The organism is Mesorhizobium sp. M0030, from assembly GCF_040323695.1.
Taxonomy (GTDB): Bacteria; Pseudomonadota; Alphaproteobacteria; order Rhizobiales; family Rhizobiaceae; genus Mesorhizobium.
The window spans coordinates 146,355-163,729 of record NZ_JAMYVE010000009.1 but is presented as its reverse complement, the minus strand read 5'-3'; the positions used below and the strand labels follow the sequence as shown (position 1 = coordinate 163,729).

The following is a 17,375-nucleotide window of genomic DNA, read 5'->3' as shown; positions in this document are numbered from 1 at the left end:
CCGGATGGTTCCATGCCGATCTTCATCGACCGTCGCCTGAACCCCAAGGACAAGAGCCTTGGCAATCGACAGCGCTTCCTCAGGCGTGCTCGCGAGGAGTTGAAGCGGAGCATTCGCGATCAAATCCGCACTGGCAGGATCGCCGACGTGGATACCGAGCACGCCGTGCCCATGCCCGAAAGGAAAACGGCCGAGCCGAGCTTCAACGATGACAGGGCCAGCGGACGGCGCCGACACATCCTTCCGGGCAACAGGCATTTTTCCCCTGGAGACCTGCTCCCGAAGCCGCATGGGGGCGGCGCGGCGTCGTCGCCAGGAAACACGGCGTCGGAAGACGATTTTCGTTTCGTGCTGTCACGCGAGGAGGTGCTCGAACTCTTTTTTGAGGATCTCGAACTGCCCGACCTGGTTAAGCTCAATCTCAAGGAAATCCTTGCCTTCAAGCCGCGCCGGGCCGGCTTCGCGGCAACCGGTTCCCCGACCAACATCAATGCCGGCCGCACCATGCGCAACAGCCTAGGCCGGCGCATTGCGCTGAGGCGCCCCACGCAGCAGGAACTGGAGGCGATCCTCCGGGAAATCGTCACGCTTGAGTCGGCCCCGGCCGGCGCGGCGGTGCGCCAGCGCATCGCGGAATTACGCGACGAGCTTGACCGGCTGGAGCGACGGCGCAGGCGAATTGCCTTTGTCGATCCGGTCGATATCCGATTCAACCGCTTCGACGCCCGGCCGGTGCCGAATGCCAATGCCGTCATGTTCTGCCTTATGGACGTGTCCGGATCGATGGGCCAACGCGAAAAGGACTTGGCCAAACGCTTCTTCGTGCTGCTGCACCTGTTCTTGAAACGGCGCTACGAACGCACGGAGATCGTCTTCATCCGCCATACCCATGAGGCGCACGAAGTGGATGAGGACACGTTCTTCTACAACACGCAGAGCGGCGGTACGATCGTCTCCACCGCGCTCGACGAAATGCACCGCATTATCGGCCAGCGCTATCCTGCCAGCGAGTGGAACATTTACGCCGCGCAGGCCTCTGACGGGGACAATTTCACCACCGATTCCGAGCGATGCATAGAGCTCATGAACCGCAAGCTCATGCGCCTGTGCCAGTATTTCGCCTATGTCGAGATCATCGACGAACGCGAGAGCCACATATTCGGTGCTACCGAAAACGGGACGTCGCTTTGGCGCGCCTACAGTACGATCGAGCTGAAATGGCCCAACTTCCAGATGAGCCGCATCGCTGCTCCTGCGGATATTTACCCGGTCTTCCACCGGCTCTTCGCCAGGCAGCCGGTGGCCATCAAGAGCGCTTGAGAGAGAGAGATGGTCAGGCGAGCCAACGAAACGAATTTGTTGTTTTCCGGTTCCGACTGGAATTTCGAGAAATTATCGCGGGCTTTTGAAGAGATCGAGGCGATCGCGGTCGACGAGTTGCATCTCGATACTTACCCGGTCCAGATGGAGATAATCTCCTCCCAGCAGATGCTCGACGCCTACTCATCTATCGGCATGCCACTGATGTATCGGCATTGGTCGTTCGGCAAACATTTCCTTCACCAGGAGCTTCTTTACCGTAAGGGTGGTCGGGGGCTGGCCTATGAACTGGTCATCAACTCCAATCCCTGCATCGTCTACCTCATGGAGGAAAACACCATGGCGTTGCAGGCCCTTGTGACGGCCCACGCGGCGCTTGGCCACAATCATTTCTTCAAGAACAATCATCTGTTTCAGCAATGGACCGACGCCGGGGCAATCCTGGGTTATCTGGACTTCGCCAAGGGCTACATCGCCCGGTGCGAGGAGCGGCACGGCCTTGCAGCAGTGGAGGCCATTCTCGATTCCGCCCATGCGCTGATGGAACAAGGGGTGTTCCGCTACCACCGGCCGCCAAAGCTCTCGTCGGAGCGACAGCGCGAAGGGCTTCGCGAGCGCCTCGAATACGAAGAGCGCTCCTACAACGATCTGTGGCGCACGCTGCCGCCGTCGCAGAACAAAAACAAGTCCGGCAATGAGGATCAAGGGATGGCGGAGCGCAAGAGATCGCTCAACCTTCCCGAGGAAAACCTCCTTTATTTCCTCGAGAAGAACAGCCTGATCCTGGAACCCTGGCAGCGCGAGATCATCAGGATCGTCCGCGTCATTGCGCAATATTTCTACCCGCAGCGACAGACTCAAGTGATGAATGAAGGCTGCGCCACCTTCGTGCATTATACGCTCATGAACATGCTATTCGATCGTGGCCGGATCGGCGAAGGTGCCATGCTCGAAATCCTGCGCAACCATTCGAACGTGATCTTCCAGCCGGCCTTTGACGATCCCCGGTTTTCAGGCATCAATCCCTATGCCCTCGGCCTCGACATGATGCAGGACATACAGCGCATTTCGACCGAGCCGACGGCGGAGGACCGCGACTGGTTCCCGGACATTGCAGGACATGGCAACTGGCGCGAGGTCCTGCTTGAGGCCTGGGCCAACCACCGCGACGAATCCTTTATCCGCCAGTACCTCAGCCCGAGCTTGATCCGAAAATGGCGGTTCTTCGTGCTTGGCGATGGAGCCGACAAACCGCATTTCGAAGTCGCGTCGATCCACAACGAACGTGGCTATAACAAGATACGCGCCCAGCTTGCCCACAGTTACGACCTTGGAGCGAATCGGCCGGACATCCAGGTGATTGATGTCGACCTGCTCGGCGACCGGCAGTTGCGGCTGCAACACAGGGTAAAGGATGGTGTTGTGCTCGAAGGGGCCAGCCGTGACGCGACGCTCCGCCATGTCCGCAGCCTCTGGGGCTACGAGGTCAGCCTGGTCGCAGTTGACGCTCAAACCGGTGCGACCATCCACGAACGGTCTACGAGCCAGATCGCGGCATAAGCTCGGCAAAGAGCGTCATGTGGCGGGCCTGCTCGGTACCTTTAAGATTCGCCCGCCGGCCTGATCCTGATTCTGGCGATCCGGTTCTTGTCGCGCTTCATCACCACGAAGCGCTTGCCGTGGAAGGTGAAAGCCTGCTTTTCCTCGGGGATCGACTGCGTCTCGTGGATGACCAGGCCGGCAATGGTGGTCGCTTCCTCGTCAGGCAGGTTCCAGTCGAGCGCCCGGTTGAGATCGCGGATCGGCACGGTGCCGTCGACGACCACGGAACCGTCCGCCTCCTGCTTCACGCCCTGAATGTCTACATCGTGCTCGTCGGCGATCTCGCCAACGATCTCCTCGATAATGTCCTCCAGCGTCACCAGCCCTTCGACCTCGCCATATTCGTCGACGACGATAGCGAAATGCGCCTTGGCGCGCAGGAAGGCGTTGAGCTGTTCCTGCAGCGTCGTGGTGTCGGGCACGAACCAAGGCTTCGAAGCGATCTTCATCACGTCGATCCGGGAAAAGTCGTTGCCGACCTCGTTCAGCGCTCGCAGCAGGTCCTTGGCGTGCAGCACGCCGACAATGTTGTCGAGAGAGCCTTTCCACAACGGCATGCGGGTGTGCGGGCTTTGCAGGATCTCGCGCACCACGGCTTCCGGCCCATTGTCGGCATTGACCGAGCGCATATTGGTGCGGTGGACCATGATGTCGGAGACTTCGAGCTCGGCGAGATCGAACAGCCCGCCGACGCGGTCGCGGTCCTCACGCACCATCTGGCCGTCGCGGCGGAAATCGTCGACCGCGCCGCGCAACTCGTCCTGTGTCGAGCGCTGCGGCTCGATGCGCGACAGCTCATAGCCGAACATGGCAAGCAGGCGCGTGCGCACGGCCAGGACCAGCAGGATGAGGATGGCAAGGACGGCGACGACGGTCCAGCCGGGCTCGTTGATCATCGCTGCCGGCTTTCCTGGCCCGGGTGGTTCTCCCTGAGGAACGAAAGCACTTCCGACGCCGGTACATCCTTGGCAATAAAAGCCTGGCCAACGCCGCGCGTAAGGATGAATGTCAGCGCGCCGCGCGACACTTTCTTGTCCTGGGTGATGAAGCCAAGCAGCGCCTCGGCATCGGGCAACTCACCAGGGATGTCGGCCATCCGCCAGGGTAGACCGACGGCGCGAAGATGCGCCTCCACGCGCGCCGCGTCGTCCGGGCTGGCCAGATTGAGCCTTGCGGAAAAACGGTGCGCCAAGGCCATGCCGATGGCCACGCCTTCGCCATGGACGAGGCGGGCGCCGTCATACTGTGTGGCGCCTTCCAGCGCATGGCCGAATGTGTGGCCAAGATTGAGCAGTGCGCGGTCGCCGGTTTCGAACTCGTCGCGGGCGACGACATCGGCCTTGGCGCGGCACGCCTCGGCGATCGCCTCCGCCCGTTCCGCACCACCGGCGAACACCTTTTCCCAGTTCGCTTCCAGCCAGGCGAAAAACGCCGGTCGGTCGATCAATCCGTATTTGGCAAGCTCGGCATAGCCGGCGCGAAATTCGCGGATCGGCAGCGTGTCGAGCACTTCGGTGTCGGCCAGCACCAGCTTCGGCTGGTGGAAGACGCCGACCAGATTCTTGCCGCGCGGACTGTTGATGCCGGTTTTGCCACCGACCGAGGAATCGACCTGCGCCAGCAGCGAGGTTGGAATCTGGACGAAATTCATGCCGCGGCGCACGATGCCGGCGGCAAAGCCGGTGAGGTCGCCGATGACGCCACCGCCGAGCGCAATGACGACATCGCCGCGCTCCAGCTTGGCGGCGAGCACGCCGTCGACCACCTCTTCGAGATGGGCAAAGCTCTTGGTCTTTTCGCCGGCCGGCAAAGTGATGACGGCAGGCTGGATGCCGCGTGTTTCCAGACCGGCCTTCAGCGCGTCGAGATGTGCCGCCGCGACATTGTCGTCGGTGACCACCGCCGCCCTCGTGCCGGGCAGGCGGCGCGAAATCTCGGCGCCGGCGCGCGCCAAAAGGCCGGGGCCGATCAGGATGTCATAGGCGCGCTCGCCAAGGCCGACCTCGACAGTGACCGGTTCGCTCACAGCCGCACCTCGCCCGGCGCAGTCGGAGCCGGAATGCCGAAATGCCCGCACAGCGCGTCGACAACCTCCGTCGCAATGACCTCCTTGCGGTCGTCGCGTGTCGGCACGGTGATGTTGGACGTGGCATAGACCGGGTAGCGCTCGCCCATCAGTCGCTCGAGCACGGCGCGCGGATCGGCGCTTTTGAGCAACGGCCGGTTCTGCTTCTTGGACACGCGCTCCATCAACAGGTCGATCTCGGCCTTCAGCCACACCGACACGCCATGCCCGGCGATCGCTTCCCGCGTCTGCGCATTCATGAACGCGCCGCCGCCGGTCGACAGCACCTGCGGCCCACTCTCCAGCACGCGCAGGATGACGCGCTGCTCCAATGCCCGGAATTCGGTCTCGCCATAGCGTTCGAACAGTTCCGGCACCGTCATGCGCGACACGGTTTCGATCTCCTGGTCGCTGTCGACGAAGGGCAGCGACAGCATCGTCGCCACCTTGCGGCCGATCGCCGTCTTGCCGGCGCCCATCAGGCCGACAAAGACGATCGAGCGGCTGCCCAGCCTGTCGAGCAGCGCGGCATGGCTATCGCCGGGAGGATTTGCTGGTAACGCGTTCATGAGACCATGCTGTTTCTAAGCCGTCTTTGCCGGCGTATCGACATCAAAAGCCCGTTTGCGTCAAGCATAGCGCCTTTCGCACGCAGAGCCCTTCGTCCTTGAATTGACGGAATTAGCGTCCCATAAGGACACAGGGCTTGGAATCGCAGAGCAAGAAGACGGGCGAAGATTGATGCCGACACTGTTCCGCTTTGTCGTGACGATGATGATTCTTGCCGGCATTGCCTATGGTACGATGGTGGCGTTGGCGATGTTCGTCGAGCCGAAAAAAGCCGAAATGACCGTGCGCATTCCACCGGAAAAGCTGAACCCCAAGAAAAACTGACCCAAAACTGACCCCTGGAACATGAACAGCGCGGCTCGCATCGAAGCCTTTCTCGAGATGATGAGCGCCGAACGCGGTGCCGCTGCAAACACGCTGTCTTCCTACCGCCGTGATCTCGAAGACGCTTCGCAGCAGATTGCCGGCGGGCTTGCCGCTGCCGCCGCAGCCGACATCCGCGCCTATCTCGACGATATCGCGGCGCGCGGCTTTGCGTCGACGTCGCAGGCGCGCAAACTGTCGGCGATCCGCCAGTTCTTCAAGTTTCTCTACGCCGAGGGCTTGCGCGGCGACGACCCGACCGGCACGCTGGACAGTCCGAAAAAGGGCCGGCCGCTGCCCAAGACGATAAGCGAGGCCGATACCGGTCGGCTGCTCGACCGTGCGGCGCTTGAGACAGGCGATGGCGTCAATGGCGACCGGGTGGCGGCACTGCGCCTGCACGCTTTGGTCGAGGTGCTCTATGCCACCGGCCTGCGCGTCTCCGAACTTGTCGGCCTGCCGGTGACCGTCGCCCAGCGCGACGACCGCTTCTTCATGGTGCGCGGCAAGGGCGACAAGGAGCGCATGGTGCCGCTGTCGGCCAAGGCCCGCATGGCGATGCGGGCATGGCTCACGGCCCGGGCGTCGGTGCCGGCTTTCGCCGACAGCCCGTTTCTGTTCCCGGCCGCCGGCGACAGCGGCTTTCTCTCCCGGCAGGTCTTTGCCCGCGACCTCAAAGGCCTTGCCGCGCGGGCCGGCATATCGGCGGCGAAAATTTCGCCGCATGTGCTGCGCCATGCTTTCGCCAGCCATCTCCTGCAGAACGGCGCCGATCTCAGGGCGGTGCAGCAGCTGCTCGGCCACGCCGATATCTCGACCACGCAGATTTACACGCATGTGCTGGAAGAGCGGTTGGTGCGGCTGGTCAACGATCATCATCCGCTTGCCGACTAGGCCTCATATCGCTATGTGAGGGCAACGTGCCCGCGCGGAGCCTACATCTGCGCGATGTTTGCCTTCCGACGCATCGGTCCGCTCAAGAATGTACAATTACCTCGATTTCGAAAAGCCGGTGCAGGACCTTGAACTCAAGATCCTCGAGCTGAAGAAGCTTGCCGAGAATGGCGAGGCGGTCGATGTCGGCGACGAAATCAGCCGGCTCGAGAAGCGCGTGCGCGACGCGCTGCGCGACATCTACAAGGCGCTGACCCCGTGGCAGAAGGTGCAGGTCGCGCGCCACACCGACAGGCCGCATTGCCTCGACTACATCAAGGGTCTGTTCAGCGATTTCACGCCGCTCGCCGGCGACCGCAATTTCGGCGAGGACCAGGCGATCATCGGCGGCTTCGCCCGCTTCCGCGGCGAACCGGTGGCCGTCATCGGCCAGGAAAAGGGCTCCGACACGGCGAGCCGGCTCAAGCACAATTTCGGCTCGGTGCGCCCTGAAGGCTACCGCAAGGCCGTGCGGCTGATGGAACTTGCCGACCGTTTCCAGATCCCACTTCTGACGCTGGTCGACACCGCCGGCGCCTACCCCGGCGTTGGCGCCGAGGAACGCGGCCAGGCTGAAGCCATCGCCCGCTCAACCTCGGCCTGCCTCGGCCTCAAAGTGCCATCGATTTCGGTTGTCATCGGCGAAGGCGGTTCCGGCGGCGCCATTGCGATCGCCACCGCCAACCGCGTCTACATGCTGGAACACGCCATCTATTCGGTGATCTCGCCGGAAGGCGCTGCCTCGATCCTGTGGCGCGACACCACGCGCTCGAAAGATGCGGCGACCAACATGAAGATCACCGCCCAGGACCTTCTGGAAATGAAGATCATCGACGCCATCATTGCCGAGCCGCTCGGCGGCGCCCAGCGCGCGCCGGAAACGGTGATCGCCGCCACCGGCGACCTCATCGCCAAGACAATGAAGGATTTTGCCGGCGCCAACACCGATTTTCGCGAACAGCGCCGCGAAAAATATCTGGCGATGGGCCGCAGCCTCTGATTTTGGCCGGCAGCGCACCGCAATGTGGCGTCAAGGAGCAATTTCGCCACAAAAATGCCGCCGCATTCGGCTCAATAAAAAATCCGTGACACCGGGCGAATTGCCGTGGGGGGCGCCGTCCGACGCTTGCGGTAAGGAATTTTCAAGGTTAACGGGCTTAGGGTCCGTCAGTGTTCAGCATGCAGGCCCGGGCGCTATCCGGCCGTGACGCGAGAAAAAGACATAGCCGTATCCATGTTTACCAAGCTTGCCCGCACTGGACTTCTGATCGCCGCGCTTGGCGTTGCCGGCTGCAACGATTCCTCGATGAAGAATTTTGCGCCGGAAGCCAGCAAGCCGCTGCCGGACAAGATCCTGGCCGACATGAAGGCCAAGGGCATGATCCGCACCTCGTCGGTGATGGCCCGCATCTTCAAGGAAGAAGGCAAGCTCGAAATCTGGAAGGCCAAGACCACCGGCCGCTACGAGATGGTCGCCAGCTACGACATCTGCAAATGGTCGGGCAAGCTCGGCCCGAAATACACCGAGGGCGACCGCCAGGCGCCGGAAGGTTTCTATACGGTCCGCCCGTCGCAGATGAATCCGCGCTCGAACTATCACCTGTCCTTCAACATCGGCTATCCCAACGCCTATGACCGTGCCAATGGCCGCACCGGCGCCAATCTCATGGTGCACGGCGCCTGCTCGTCGTCGGGCTGTTATTCGATGACCGATCCGCAGATCGAGCAGATCTACGCTTTTGGTCGCGATGCCTTCCAGGGCGGCCAGACCGAGTTCCAGATCCAGGCCTTCCCATTCCGCATGACCGCCGCCAACATGGCGCGTTACCGCAACGACCCGAACTATGAGTTCTGGAAGATGCTGAAGGTCGGTTACGACAATTTCGAGATCACCAAGGTGCCGCCGAAAGTCGATGTCTGCGACAAGCGCTATGTCTTCAACCAGGTGGCGCCCGAGGGCACGACATTCGATCCGACCGGCGCCTGCCCGGCGACCACGCAGCCGGATTCGCTGAAGAGCGCACTCAACGCCTATCAAAGCAGCTATGACGCGGCCTTCACCGGCGCGGTCAAAGCCAGCGTGCCGGCGCCCAAGCCGACCATTGCCGGCATCAAGGAAGCCGCCATCGTTTCCGAATGGTCGAAGCGCCGCGCCCGGGGCGAGCGCGTGCCGATCGAACCGCCGTCGCTGAATTCCGACGGCACGCTGACCGAGACGGCGCGCATGGGCCGCATCGATTCGCCCGCCGGCCGCAAGATGGCGGCGCTGGACGCAGAGAAGGAAGCCAAGCGCAAGGCCGAGGAACAGCGGGTTGCTGCCATCGAGGCTGCGAAAGCCGCCAAGGCCCAGGCACTGGCTGAAAAGCAAGCCGCAAAGGCCCAAGCGCTGGCCGAAAAGGAAGCAGCCAAGCAGGCCCCCCAGCAGCCGGTCGCCACTGCGAGCGTCGAGGCGGTGCCTGCAGAACCGCCGGCGGACGAAAGCCGGATGTCGAAGATCAAGAACAAGCTGCTAGGCATGTTCGGCGGCTGAGGTTTTTCGCCTTGCCGATGCATGTCGCCCAAAAGTGCGCAGCGGTTTTGGGACAAAGACATGCATGAAGACAAACAAACAAATCACACCGCGATCTATGACCTCAAGGGCCTGAACTGCCCCCTGCCCGTTCTCAAGGCGAAAAAACGCCTGGCGGCAATGCAGCCGGGCAGCCGGCTTTGGCTGGAGACCACCGACCCGCTGGCGGTCATCGACATCCCCGCCTTTTGCGCCGACGCTGGCCACCAGCTTGTTGAAACATCAGCCGTCAGCGGCGGCCACCGCTTCCTGGTCGAACGCGGCGCATAGCGAGCCTGACAATCAGCCCCCGGCTATCGCCAGCGGATTGCTCTCCAGCGCCGCGCGATCCGGCGTGTCGATCGACGGCCGGTTGGTGAAGGCGGAAAACAGCCGGCGCACATAATCTTCCGGCATATCGAGCGTGATCAGCACCAGCCTGGTGCCGCGTTGGCCGTCCGGCCAGGCCAGCAGCCGCGCCGGCGGATGCAGGATCTTCTGCACCCCGTGGACGACAAGCGGCCGCGACGGGTCCTCCGCAAGCTCGATGACGCCCTTCATCCGCAAAAGCTTGTCGCCATGCGCAGAACGCAGCAGGTCGAGGAACATCTCGATCGCCGAAAACGGCACCGGGCCGTCATGGACCAGCGAGTAGGAGCGCACGCGGGAATCGTGGCGGTGGTGGTGCTCATGCTCGCCGTGGTCATGATCATGATGATGGTGGTGCTCATGGGCGGCTTCTTCGCCGAGCCAGCGCCGGACATCGGCGGATTTGGTCGCCGGATTGTAGAGGCCGCAATCGAACAGCGCCGTGACGCCGGTTCGGCCGTCGCCGGCGTCCAGCACCACGGCGCCTGGATTGAGCTGATGGAGTCGCGTTCGCAAAGCATCGACGTCGCCGGGATCGCTGGCCAGATCGACCTTGGTCAGCACGATGCGATCGGCGACCGCCACCTGCTTGACCGCCTCGACATGGCCGTCGAGCGTCGCATTGCCGTTGACCGCGTCGACCAGCGTGATGACGCCATCAAGTCGGAAGGCCTGCACAAGGGCGGGATGCGCCATGATCGACTGCAGCACCGGCGCCGGATCGGCGAGCCCGGTGGTTTCGACAATGACGCGGGCAAGGCGGGCGATACGGCCGGTCTGCAGCCGGTCGACGAGGTCAGCCAGCGTATCGACCAGTTCGCCGCGCACCGTGCAGCACAGACAGCCGTCGGACAACTGGATGATGCCGTCCGAGGCCTGCTCGACCAGAAGGTGGTCGATCGCCACCTCACCGAATTCGTTGATGATGACGGCCGTGTCGACCAGTGCCGGATCTTTGAGCAGCCGGTTGAGCAATGTCGTCTTGCCGGCGCCGAGGAAGCCGGTGACCACCGTGACGGGTATCGGAAAGCCAGCCATCGCCTAGTTCGCGGCTTTGACCAGCTGGTCGCCCTGCACCGCGGTTGCCTGGCCCACCACGGCCGGTTCGGCGCCCTTTGGCGCCGGAATGTCTGGCCGCCAGCTCGGCAGCGGCACATCGGCGAATTCCTGGCCGCCCTGGTCGAGCATCGCCTTCGGCGCCGGCCCGGTGGCGCCGCCGAGGCCCACGGCAACCAGCGTCGGCACGTGGTCGAGCTTTTCCTGATAGGGCGATTTCGGCACGTCGGCACCCTTCGCGGCCACCGGCGGAGCCGCCTCGGACTGCTCGTGCGGCGCCTTCTTCTTGCAGATCTCATCATGCATGTCGTTGGGTGACATTGTATCGCCATAGGAAGGCATGGCCGCGACCGTGAGCCAGTTCGGGTCGGGCGTGGCAAAGCCCTGGTCGAGCAGCCTGGCGGCGGTCTCGGCACGGCTGATCGCCGATTTTTCGCCGAGCACGACCGCGACCAGCGTGCGGCCATTGCGTGTCGCCGAGCCGATCATGTTGAAGCCCGAGGGACAGACGAACCCGGTTTTCATGCCGTCGGCGCCGGGATAGCGCCCGATCAAGAGATTGTAGTTGGAGATCGCCTTCTTGCCGACGGCAAGGCCTTCGATCGAGAACCAGGGGGCGTATTGCGGGAATTCCTTGCGGATCGCCATCACCAGCAGGGCAAGATCGCGCGCCGTCGTATACTGCTCCGGCGAAAACAGTCCGTTCGGATTGACGAAATGCGTTCCGGTCATGCCGAGCCGCGCCGCCTCCGCATTCATGCGAACGGCGAATCCGGACTGCGAGCCGCCTATGTTTTCGCCGATGGCCATGGCGATATCGTTGGCCGATTTGACCAGCATCATCTTCAACGCATTGTCGAGCCGCATCACCGAGCCCGGCTTGAAGCCCATCTTGCTGGGCGGTTCGCCCGCCGAATGCTTGGTCACCTTGATCGGTGAATCGAGCTGGACCTCGCCGGCGGCAATCGCCCGGAAGGTGACATAGGCGGTCATCAGCTTGCTCAGCGAAGCGGGATACCAGCGCTTGAAGGCGTCCTGGTGCTGCAGAACCTTGCCGCTGTTGAGGTCGAACAGGATCACCGGATTGGCCAAAGCTGGCCCAGCCAGCATGGGTAGCGCCAAGCCGCCCGTTAGCAGTAATTTGAGGATATGGCTGTGCCGCATCATGGAATCCGAAATCGCCTCTTGCCGTAGTCGCCCCTGGCTCCGTAAGATTTCGTTACGCGATGGCCAGCATGACCTGATCCGGCCCTCAATTTCCGGATCACATTGTCTGGGGTGCTATTTACCCTATGTGACGCCAAGATGGCAAAGTGCCAAGATGGCAACAAGCATGGCAATCACAATTGCAATCAAGCAGGCCAGATCGTCTGCTCCAACAGCGAGATGGAACCATTATGCCGATTCTCAACCGCGCCGCCGAGATGCAGGATGAAGTTGCCGGCTGGCGACGCCATCTGCACCAGACGCCAGAACTGAATTTCGATGTCTTCAAGACCGCCGCCTTCGTCACCGAGAAGCTGAAGGAATTCGGCTGCGACGACGTGGTGACGGGCCTCGGCAAGACCGGCGTGGTCGGCATCATCCATGGCCGCAAGGGGCAAGGCGCGACCATCGGCTTGCGCGCCGACATGGACGCGCTGCCGATCAACGAGATCACCGGCAAGCCCTATGCCTCGACCGTTCCCGGCAAAATGCACGCCTGTGGCCATGACGGCCATACGGCGATGCTTTTGGGCGCCGCCAAATATCTGACCGAAACGCGCAATTTCGCCGGTTCGGTCGCGGTTATCTTCCAGCCAGCCGAAGAGGGCGGCGGCGGCGGCAACGAGATGGTCAAGGACGGCATGATGGAGCGTTTTGACATTTCGCGCGTCTTTGGCATGCACAACATGCCGGGCCTGCCGGTGGGCCAGTTCGCCATCCGGCCGGGTCCCATCATGGCGGCGACCGCCGAGTTCACCATCACGGTCAAGGGCCGCGGCGGCCATGCGGCGATGCCGCACGGCACGATCGACCCGATCGTCATCACCAGCCAGCTGGTCGGCGCCCTGCAGACGGTCGCTTCGCGCAGCACCGATCCGGTCGAGGCCGTGGTGGTTTCGGTGACGAAGTTCCACGCCGGCGACGCGTACAACGTCATTCCCGAGACCGCCGAGATTGCCGGCACGGTGCGCACACTGAAGAAAGAGATCGCCAAGAAATCGGAAGAGCGCATCCGCACCATCTGCGAAGGAATAGCCACCGCCTTCGGCGCGACGATCACTGTCGACTATGACGCCAACTATCCCGTGACCTTCAATCATCCGGAAGAAACGGTCTTTGCCGGCGATGTCGCGGCAAATGTCGCCGGCGACACCCAGGTCCACCGCGCCATCCAGCCGGTGATGGGCGGCGAAGACTTCTCCTACATGCTGGAAGCCCGACCTGGCGCCTTCATCTTCATCGGCAATGGCGAGACCGCCGGCCTCCATCATCCGGCCTACGACTTCAACGACGAAGTCATACCGCACGGCATGAGCTACTGGGTGAAACTGGCCGAAACGGCGCTGGCAGCCTGACCTGCCCCGACGAAAGGCCGGCCGATTAGCCTTCGGCCGGCCTCTTCATTGCCTTCGGCGAGCCTCTTGGCGAAACGATCGGAAGCGGCTATGTGTCGGGCCGCGTGGTCCCGTAGCTCAGTAGGATAGAGCGGCAGATTCCTAATCTGTAGGTCACAGGTTCGATTCCTGTCGGGATCACCAGCAAGATCAAAGGCTTGGTGACTGAGATAGCCTGTCGGCATGTTGCAGCACTGATGGACTGGTTTTCGGTGATTTTCACGGACGCGACCAAGCAAGCAGCCTGACTTTAGTTCCATAGAAAAAGTCCATCCCTGAGGTCTCAGGAGCGAGCTTTAAGCATCTACACCCGCGAAGAGAATCGACCTCTTGCAAGTACAATTCCAGATCGAGCGATGGTTCCCAGTCGATCCGTTACGGTCTGAGTTCGGCGCCGCCAACTCAACGAAGCCGGCCGTATCCTAGCTGGCAACCAGGGGCACCGTGACGGTCGTGGCGTAATTTATCGGATACTGGTCGAAATACGGGAAAGCGATGACGAAGGCATAGCTGGCGGTCAGATGCGCCATCTTGAAACCGCCGCTGGCAGGGTCGGTCGCGATCGTCACAATGACGTTCTTCAGACCCAGGTTCACCAATTTCTGCGTGGCGATGGCCTGGATGTCGCTCTGCGAAAGCGTGTTGTTCAGCTGCAGCGCCCGGGAAGAGGTTTCCAGTGTATAGCGGACGGTCGACACGGCATTCATGGCCCAGCCGAAGGCGAAGATTCCGAACAAAAGCATCACCAGGAAAGGCGCGATCAAGGCGAATTCCAGCCCGGCTGCGCCGGAGCAGTCACGGCGCCACCTGGATCCGATCCTTTCAGCGGACACGGATCACCTGCTGATGACTGATCGCGCGCGGGTCCGGGAAGACACCGAAGTTAAACGGGGGCACCCAGGTGCCCGTCGCCGTTATCTGGACGAAGACGGTCGGCAGCTTCGTTCCGCCGCAAATGGTGGTCGCATCCACGACCGTGGCGCCGCACAAATAGGAGCGGACCAGTACGACCGCGGCGTCCTCGGGCTTGTCGTTCCAGCTCGAAAGCGCGACCGCCTGCGTTCCGGTGTCATTGGACGCGCCGGCCATTACGAGATTGGCCGCGGTTTTAACGCCCGCGCGCATCTGCAGGTAACTCGTTACGTAGGACCAGCCGTCGGCGATGCCGAGGCAGACGAGGCACAGGATGGGCAGCAACATGGAAAACTCGACGGCAGCTATCCCGGATTTGTCCAGGACAATGCGCAAGGTCCGCCCACCCATCCCGCTACTCGACGAGCTGAACGGATTGCGTCGCCGGAATGTTCTTCATCCCGAGGCTGGTGCAGTCCTGCTTGATGGTCGTACTGCCGGACCACTGGATGGTGTCGGCGACGACCTGAGTGCAGCCACCGTTCCCCGAGAAGTTGCCAAGGTAGTTGACCTGCTGCCTGGGAAAATAGATGGCGCCGGTCAAAAGCGAGTCCGCTGTGCCATTGAAGGTGCTCTGCGCCGCAGTCCCGGTCCTGTCGCCATAGAACAGCACGCCGGAATAGGCTCCGGAGGTAGGCGCGCTCAGCGTCACCTTGGCGTTGCCGTTCATGCTGACAGTGTTGCTGCCTGCCATGAAGATGGTTACCCCGCTGCCCGCGACGACCGCGTTGGCGTTGACCTTCATACCGCCCTGCACGACGTAGACGCCGGGCTGCAGGGTGACGTTGCCGCTGAGGCTCATGCCGCTACAGTAGGTGCCAGGCTGGAGTGTTTGCGACGTCTTGTTGCCGTTGACAGACTTGCACGGGTTCCCGGCCGTCGGCGCCGCCAAGCTGGAGAAAGGATCGGCTGCCGGCAAGGCTTGGGTGATGTTGGACTTGCAGACCGTGGTCGCCGGATTGTTCAGCACCATGCCGCCGACCGTGATCAGGCAGTCGGCCTTGAGCACCGCCGAGCCCTGCGTCTTTATGGCGTCCGAGGCAATCGAGTCCGACATGACCGAACAGCCGGTGAGGTTGACGGTGGTGTTGCCGGAAAAGAGCGCAGCCTGGGAGGCCGACTGACTAAGCGCCAGCACGCAAGCTTTGGAGGCGTCATTGATCAGCGCCACCGCCCTTGCCTGTTCGGCAACGGGCGCCTGGTTGAAAATCGCCGTGAAGTAGCGGTCGAGGTTCTGCTTGACGATGACCTCCACTGCCTTCTTCGCGGTGTTCGGGCCGGACAATGGCGGCGTGTTGACCTGGATCGTGCCCGGCGTGGCAAAATTGTTCGAGGTCGCGGACTGCGTGGCGGCGGCGATGATGGTCGGGTTATCGGAACCCGCGACTTTCTCGAGCGCGCCGGCATAGGCCGCGGCATCGGCAACGGCCTGCAGCTTAAGGCTGCTGTAATACCAAAAGGATGTCTCCACACCGAGGCCGGCGCCGCCAACCACGACCGGCAAGGTGAAGGCAACGATGACGGCAACGTTACCGTTCGTGGCGCGCCTTAGGCGGCTCAAAGCAAACCAAATCCGGGTGAACGCGTTGGATGCCATATGTATTAGAAACCACGAATAGATAAACGAATGTCTAAAAACTCCATTCCGATTCGACGTAGTCGAACGGGCTAGCTAGGCGCAAGTTGCAGCGACCGCGCAACATCCTGTCGGAGGTTCCGCCCCAATCGACGAATGCGAAATATGCCGCTATCCCGAACTTTGTTGTCGACCAAGTGACATTTAAATGCCCCCTCTGCGAAGAAGCTATCGAGAAGACAGGGGACACCGCGCTGCCGGTAAGGGGAAAGATCGGCTCACGCCGCCTCAGGAACTTTGTGCAATCCGTCCGGGGCTGGCTCTGAGGGCCACACACGCCCGAAACCAACCACTCCAGCCACGATCAGTCCGTGAGGCGCCCACGAAACAACGTGGTGCCGTCGGTCAGCTGCGACCTGGAGATATCCCGGAACCCAGCCCCGGCCATCCACCCGCGATACTGACCTTCCGTGTACGATTCGCCCGCGCGGTAAAGGTTCAGGAAGGTGAGATTGAGAAAGACACCCTCAGGCGGGCCGAGACGGTCGTCATCGACGACACCCCACCCCGCAATTGCGATCTCGCCTCCTTGGGTGAGGCAACGCGCCGCGTTCAGGATCGAACTGCGCGCCTGGTCCGGCGGCAGGACCTGGACGACGGCCTTCAGGATTGCCAAGTCATGCCGGCCGGTCGATGGCGCGACCGTTATGTCGCCTTCTTCGACAACCACATCGCCGGCACCGTATTCCGACAGGATCGCTGGTGCGACCGCTGCGACCGTCGGGAGTTCCATCAAAGTCGCCGCAATATGCGGCCATCGCTCGCGAAGTCCGACCAGAATGGTCCCGGCGCCGCCGCCGATGTCGATCACCGAACGGACCGCCGAGAGGTCCAGCTCACGGGCCAGATTCCGGCCGAAAATCACCCCTCCCGGTGCGAGCATGCGGCTGAAGGCCGCTGCGGATTCTGGCCCCGCTTCAGAAAAGTCATGCAGCGCGGCCGGCCGGTTCTGCCGCAGCGACTCTGCGGTCAAAAGGTCGGCTCCCCAGAGTTCGCGCAGCAGCACATGATCGCCGCCGCGATAGGTCGGCTTGGACGTGTCGAGAAACTCCGACGATTCGGCTCCGTTGCGAAACTGACCATCCTCGACCTCGAGGAGACCGATGCTGGCGAGCGCGTAGAGGAGCCGCGACAGACGAGCGGGCTCGACTTTGAGCGCTGCCCCAAGGCTGTCGGCAGTCGCAGCATCGCCGCCGAGCCGGGTGAAGATGCCAAGGTCCAGCCCGGCACGAAGCGCCAAGGCAGGGGGCACCCCTGCGATCAGCTTGTCGATCCGATCGGAATCCACCATGTCATATCCCGTTGTGCGATCCAGGATCGACTTTGAACAGCTCGGCCAACCTCGTCAAATCAGTTCGCCAGCGCGCCGCTCTCCGCGTTGAGCAGGTTCAGCTTGGCGGT

General features: G+C 62.3%; 17 protein-coding genes and 1 tRNA gene. 9 read left to right on the top strand and 9 right to left on the bottom strand.

What is annotated here, in order from left to right; genetic code table 11:
* Positions 1-12: 12 nt before the first annotated feature.
* Positions 13-1,320 carry a YeaH/YhbH family protein gene (locus NKJ80_RS19205; RefSeq protein WP_352498136.1) on the top strand — a complete coding sequence of 436 codons (1,308 nt, stop codon included), beginning with the start codon at positions 13-15 and terminating at the stop codon, positions 1,318-1,320.
* 9 nt (positions 1,321-1,329) lie between these two features.
* On the top strand, positions 1,330-2,880 hold the full coding sequence (locus NKJ80_RS19200; protein WP_352498135.1) for a SpoVR family protein: 1,551 nt from the start codon (positions 1,330-1,332) through the stop codon (positions 2,878-2,880).
* A gap of 41 nt (positions 2,881-2,921) precedes the next feature.
* Here the strand turns inward: NKJ80_RS19200 and NKJ80_RS19195 are convergent, their stop codons facing one another.
* From NKJ80_RS19195 to NKJ80_RS19185, 3 genes are read right to left on the bottom strand one after another with little or no spacing between them, the layout of a single operon-like run.
* Entirely contained in the window at positions 2,922-3,818 is an 897-nt protein-coding gene (locus tag NKJ80_RS19195) for an HlyC/CorC family transporter (protein ID WP_023670669.1), read from the bottom strand.
* Positions 3,815-4,948, bottom strand: a complete 1,134-nt coding sequence (aroB, locus tag NKJ80_RS19190; RefSeq protein ID WP_352498134.1) for a 3-dehydroquinate synthase — start codon at positions 4,946-4,948, stop codon at positions 3,815-3,817. Before aroB ends, NKJ80_RS19195 begins: the two co-directional genes overlap by 4 nt.
* Positions 4,945-5,556 (bottom strand): shikimate kinase, encoded by a 612-nt coding sequence (locus tag NKJ80_RS19185; protein WP_023670667.1) that lies wholly within the window; start codon positions 5,554-5,556, stop codon positions 4,945-4,947. The genes aroB and NKJ80_RS19185 overlap by 4 nt, the downstream gene beginning before the upstream one ends.
* 172 nt (positions 5,557-5,728) lie before the next feature.
* Between NKJ80_RS19185 and NKJ80_RS19180 the strand changes: the two genes are divergently transcribed.
* The 5 genes from NKJ80_RS19180 to NKJ80_RS19160 all read left to right on the top strand — a co-directional run bounded on the left by NKJ80_RS19180 (position 5,729) and on the right by NKJ80_RS19160 (position 9,692).
* A complete protein-coding gene (locus NKJ80_RS19180) occupies positions 5,729-5,881 on the top strand; it encodes a hypothetical protein (protein WP_023804521.1) in 153 nt (50 codons plus the stop codon).
* A 21-nt stretch (positions 5,882-5,902) separates the two neighbouring features.
* Positions 5,903-6,814 (top strand): site-specific tyrosine recombinase XerD, encoded by a 912-nt coding sequence (locus NKJ80_RS19175; protein WP_352498133.1) that lies wholly within the window; start codon positions 5,903-5,905, stop codon positions 6,812-6,814.
* A gap of 88 nt (positions 6,815-6,902) precedes the next feature.
* Positions 6,903-7,853 carry an acetyl-CoA carboxylase carboxyltransferase subunit alpha gene (locus NKJ80_RS19170; protein WP_023685389.1) on the top strand — a complete coding sequence of 317 codons (951 nt, stop codon included), beginning with the start codon at positions 6,903-6,905 and terminating at the stop codon, positions 7,851-7,853.
* A 234-nt stretch (positions 7,854-8,087) separates the two neighbouring features.
* Positions 8,088-9,383, top strand: a complete 1,296-nt coding sequence (locus NKJ80_RS19165; RefSeq protein WP_352498132.1) for a L,D-transpeptidase family protein — start codon at positions 8,088-8,090, stop codon at positions 9,381-9,383.
* Between the two features lie 60 nt (positions 9,384-9,443).
* On the top strand, positions 9,444-9,692 hold the full coding sequence (locus NKJ80_RS19160; RefSeq protein WP_027050749.1) for a sulfurtransferase TusA family protein: 249 nt from the start codon (positions 9,444-9,446) through the stop codon (positions 9,690-9,692).
* A 12-nt stretch (positions 9,693-9,704) separates the two neighbouring features.
* On the opposite strand, the gene NKJ80_RS19155 is transcribed toward NKJ80_RS19160, so the two are convergent.
* Both NKJ80_RS19155 and NKJ80_RS19150 read right to left on the bottom strand, forming a co-directional pair.
* Positions 9,705-10,808, bottom strand: a complete 1,104-nt coding sequence (locus NKJ80_RS19155) for a CobW family GTP-binding protein (RefSeq protein ID WP_023833388.1) — start codon at positions 10,806-10,808, stop codon at positions 9,705-9,707.
* 3 nt (positions 10,809-10,811) lie between these two features.
* Complete coding sequence (locus NKJ80_RS19150; protein ID WP_023833389.1) at positions 10,812-11,990, bottom strand: D-alanyl-D-alanine carboxypeptidase family protein; 1,179 nt, start codon at positions 11,988-11,990, stop codon at positions 10,812-10,814.
* A gap of 233 nt (positions 11,991-12,223) precedes the next feature.
* Here NKJ80_RS19150 and NKJ80_RS19145 point away from each other — a divergent pair, with 233 nt between their 5' ends.
* Both NKJ80_RS19145 and NKJ80_RS19140 read left to right on the top strand, forming a co-directional pair.
* Complete coding sequence (locus NKJ80_RS19145) at positions 12,224-13,387, top strand: M20 aminoacylase family protein (RefSeq protein ID WP_023714991.1); 1,164 nt, start codon at positions 12,224-12,226, stop codon at positions 13,385-13,387.
* A 106-nt stretch (positions 13,388-13,493) separates the two neighbouring features.
* Positions 13,494-13,570 (top strand) — tRNA-Arg (locus NKJ80_RS19140).
* A gap of 278 nt (positions 13,571-13,848) precedes the next feature.
* On the opposite strand, the gene NKJ80_RS19135 is transcribed toward NKJ80_RS19140, so the two are convergent.
* The 4 genes from NKJ80_RS19135 to NKJ80_RS19120 all read right to left on the bottom strand — a co-directional run bounded on the left by NKJ80_RS19135 (position 13,849) and on the right by NKJ80_RS19120 (position 17,265).
* Positions 13,849-14,259 (bottom strand): TadE/TadG family type IV pilus assembly protein, encoded by a 411-nt coding sequence (locus NKJ80_RS19135; protein ID WP_023708223.1) that lies wholly within the window; start codon positions 14,257-14,259, stop codon positions 13,849-13,851.
* Complete coding sequence (locus tag NKJ80_RS19130) at positions 14,249-14,674, bottom strand: TadE/TadG family type IV pilus assembly protein (protein WP_245260130.1); 426 nt, start codon at positions 14,672-14,674, stop codon at positions 14,249-14,251. The genes NKJ80_RS19135 and NKJ80_RS19130 overlap by 11 nt, the downstream gene beginning before the upstream one ends.
* 19 nt (positions 14,675-14,693) lie before the next feature.
* A complete protein-coding gene (locus tag NKJ80_RS19125) occupies positions 14,694-15,899 on the bottom strand; it encodes a pilus assembly protein TadG-related protein (RefSeq protein WP_460221606.1) in 1,206 nt (401 codons plus the stop codon).
* A gap of 379 nt (positions 15,900-16,278) precedes the next feature.
* Positions 16,279-17,265 (bottom strand): methyltransferase, encoded by a 987-nt coding sequence (locus tag NKJ80_RS19120; protein ID WP_023835009.1) that lies wholly within the window; start codon positions 17,263-17,265, stop codon positions 16,279-16,281.
* Between the last annotated feature and the right edge of the window lie 110 nt (positions 17,266-17,375).

Excerpts from the sequence above, each read along its gene's own strand:
- NKJ80_RS19205 (WP_352498136.1), top strand. The coding sequence starts at position 13 with ATGCCGATCTTCATCGACCGTCGCCTGAACCCCAAGGACAAGAGCCTT.
- NKJ80_RS19200 (WP_352498135.1), top strand. The coding sequence starts at position 1,330 with ATGGTCAGGCGAGCCAACGAAACGAATTTGTTGTTTTCCGGTTCCGAC.
- NKJ80_RS19195 (WP_023670669.1), bottom strand. The coding sequence starts at position 3,818 with ATGATCAACGAGCCCGGCTGGACCGTCGTCGCCGTCCTTGCCATCCTC.
- NKJ80_RS19185 (WP_023670667.1), bottom strand. The coding sequence starts at position 5,556 with ATGAACGCGTTACCAGCAAATCCTCCCGGCGATAGCCATGCCGCGCTG.
- NKJ80_RS19180 (WP_023804521.1), top strand. The coding sequence starts at position 5,729 with ATGCCGACACTGTTCCGCTTTGTCGTGACGATGATGATTCTTGCCGGC.
- NKJ80_RS19175 (WP_352498133.1), top strand. The coding sequence starts at position 5,903 with ATGAACAGCGCGGCTCGCATCGAAGCCTTTCTCGAGATGATGAGCGCC.
- NKJ80_RS19170 (WP_023685389.1), top strand. The coding sequence starts at position 6,903 with ATGTACAATTACCTCGATTTCGAAAAGCCGGTGCAGGACCTTGAACTC.
- NKJ80_RS19165 (WP_352498132.1), top strand. The coding sequence starts at position 8,088 with ATGTTTACCAAGCTTGCCCGCACTGGACTTCTGATCGCCGCGCTTGGC.
- NKJ80_RS19160 (WP_027050749.1), top strand. The coding sequence starts at position 9,444 with ATGCATGAAGACAAACAAACAAATCACACCGCGATCTATGACCTCAAG.
- NKJ80_RS19155 (WP_023833388.1), bottom strand. The coding sequence starts at position 10,808 with ATGGCTGGCTTTCCGATACCCGTCACGGTGGTCACCGGCTTCCTCGGC.
- NKJ80_RS19150 (WP_023833389.1), bottom strand. The coding sequence starts at position 11,990 with ATGCGGCACAGCCATATCCTCAAATTACTGCTAACGGGCGGCTTGGCG.
- NKJ80_RS19145 (WP_023714991.1), top strand. The coding sequence starts at position 12,224 with ATGCCGATTCTCAACCGCGCCGCCGAGATGCAGGATGAAGTTGCCGGC.
- NKJ80_RS19120 (WP_023835009.1), bottom strand. The coding sequence starts at position 17,265 with ATGGTGGATTCCGATCGGATCGACAAGCTGATCGCAGGGGTGCCCCCT.